The sequence below is a fragment of the Slackia sp. genome (genome assembly GCF_977041755.1).
Window position 1 is genome coordinate 1 of sequence record NZ_CDRRGL010000210.1, and the last position, 2,132, is coordinate 2,132.

A 2,132-nucleotide genomic window follows, 5' to 3' on the forward strand; every position below is an offset into this window, starting at 1 on the left:
CAACGATAGCCGTCGCAACGCCCACGATGTTGCCGGTGCCGATGGTGGCCGAAAGCGCCGTGCACAGCGCGCCGAAGCTCGACACCTCGCCGTGAGCGTCATCGCCCTTTTCATTCTTCATCATGTAGCGAAGCGCGCGGGGCAACTTGGAAAACTGCAGGCCGCGCAGGCGCACGGTCAGCAGAATGCCGCCGGCTAAAATGAGGACCATAAGCGGCACGCCCCAAATAAAATCGTCGATGGCGACCAAAATGCTGTTCACCGTGGCGAAAAACTGTTCCACAACTCTTCCTTTCTTCATTCCGCATCGCGAAACGTCCGACTATCTAACGCCGCGCGCGACACGCTTTCAGAAAGCGAAGGAGCCTTGGAATATAAGGAGAAATGAAAAACAGAAGAAGAGCTGCTGCGGGAATACGCATACACGAATACCTGCAACAAGCTGCGAAGCTGCTCTGTCCTTTTGCCTGAGAGTTTCACGCCGCGCGATCATGGGTTTCGCGGCGCTTGCCCCTTCGGCACCCAAATGATTGGGATTCTCCAGAGGCCCCTAACGCGTCCAGTCTCGGCCGGGAAAGCTTCGATTCAAGACGTATCGACGGGGTGGCGCTATGCACTTGTAACCTTGGAGGATTGAGAAGAGCGACAAGAGAGAGGAAAAAGGCTAACCTCAATCCCTCAAGGTGCTGACGGAGACTATATCACTATCGCACGCTACAGTGGAACAATTTTTTCAAAAAGGTTTCAAGGAAGCATAGAAGGTTGACAAGTACGACCGCCCAATTAAAAGCACCCGCTTATGAATGACCGAAATCGCACATGCGAAGCCCTTTTCGCTTCCCTGCAGCCGGCACGCACCGATGTCGTATACTCGGCATATCGACTTTCGAAACGCAGCCAAGGAGCAGCCATGGCCTACAACAACTTCTCTTCCGAGTTCATCGATCGGTGGAATGCCGATACCGATAAAGGCATTTCCAACCCCTATCGCTGCAAGAACGAAGACGTTATACGACGCAACCCCAAGCGAGACATGTCACAACGGCTGCACCGCCCCCCGTTCTGTCGAGACATCGATAAGATCCTCAACGTTCCGCCCTATAACCGGTATGCGGGCAAAACCCAGGTATTCAGCTTCGTGCGCAATGACGACATCTCACGACGCGGCCTGCACGTGCAACTCGTCGCCCGCACCGCGCGCACCATCGCACGCATGCTGCGCCTGAACGAAGACCTCACGGAAGCCATTGCCCTCGGTCACGATTTGGGACACACGCCCTTCGGACATGCGGGCGAACATATCCTGAACGACCTTTACTATGCCGACACAGGGCGCTATTTCAACCATAACGTCCACAGCGCACGGGTGCTCGACCATCTGTACGCTCGCAACGTAAGCCTACAAACGCTCGACGGCGTATTGTGCCACAACGGCGAAAGCAGCCAGAAAACGTTCTATTTGGGCGCCACGCATTCCTTCGACGATTTCGATGCCCATATGGAAGCGTGTTATATCGACGAATCGGCCATCGGGCACTTGCGTCCAGCAACGCTCGAGGGCTGTGTGGTGCGCATTTCCGACATGATTGCGTATGTGGGCAAAGATCGCCAAGACGCCATGGGCGTCGGCGCGCTCGAATCGGACAAACACTTCACCGCCGGCCCCATGGGGGTCATGAATGCGGAAATCATCAACAATCTCACCGTCGATATCGTCGAACATAGCTACCTTCGCGACCATATCGAGATGAGCGATGACGCCTTCGCAGCGCTCAAAACCGCAAAAGCCGAAAACTACGAACGCATCTATTTGGCCGGCGATCAGGGCGATATTTACGAAGAAGAAATTCGCCCTATGTTCGAGGAGCTCTACGAGCAGCTGCTTCGCGACCTGAAAACGAACAACGAAAGCTCCCCGCTCTTCAAGCATCACATCGAAAAGATCGAACACCAGCGCCGCCTTTACGACGACGATGCGCCCTACCGGAAGGAAGAGCCGCACCAAATCGTCGTCGACTATCTCGCCGCAATGACCGACGAGTATTTCCTAGCCGCCCATAAATTCATCTGCCCCCACAGCAGCCGCCACGTAGATTTCCGCAGCTACTTCGACGGAATCGACTACCGGCAGG

2 protein-coding genes and 1 riboswitch are annotated in these 2,132 nt (G+C 55.2%); of the genes, one reads left to right on the top strand and one right to left on the bottom strand.

Annotated features, from left to right (window positions below; translation table 11 throughout):
- Window positions 1–283: alanine:cation symporter family protein (locus ACWI8T_RS09590; RefSeq protein WP_449138785.1), on the bottom strand; the 283-nt coding region annotated here is incomplete at its 3' end.
- A 162-nt stretch (window positions 284–445) separates the two neighbouring features.
- A riboswitch (glycine riboswitch) is annotated at window positions 446–554 on the bottom strand.
- A 356-nt stretch (window positions 555–910) separates the two neighbouring features.
- Here ACWI8T_RS09590 and ACWI8T_RS09595 point away from each other — a divergent pair.
- A partial coding sequence (locus ACWI8T_RS09595) for a deoxyguanosinetriphosphate triphosphohydrolase family protein (RefSeq protein WP_449138786.1) occupies window positions 911–2,132 on the top strand: 1,222 nt, incomplete at its 3' end.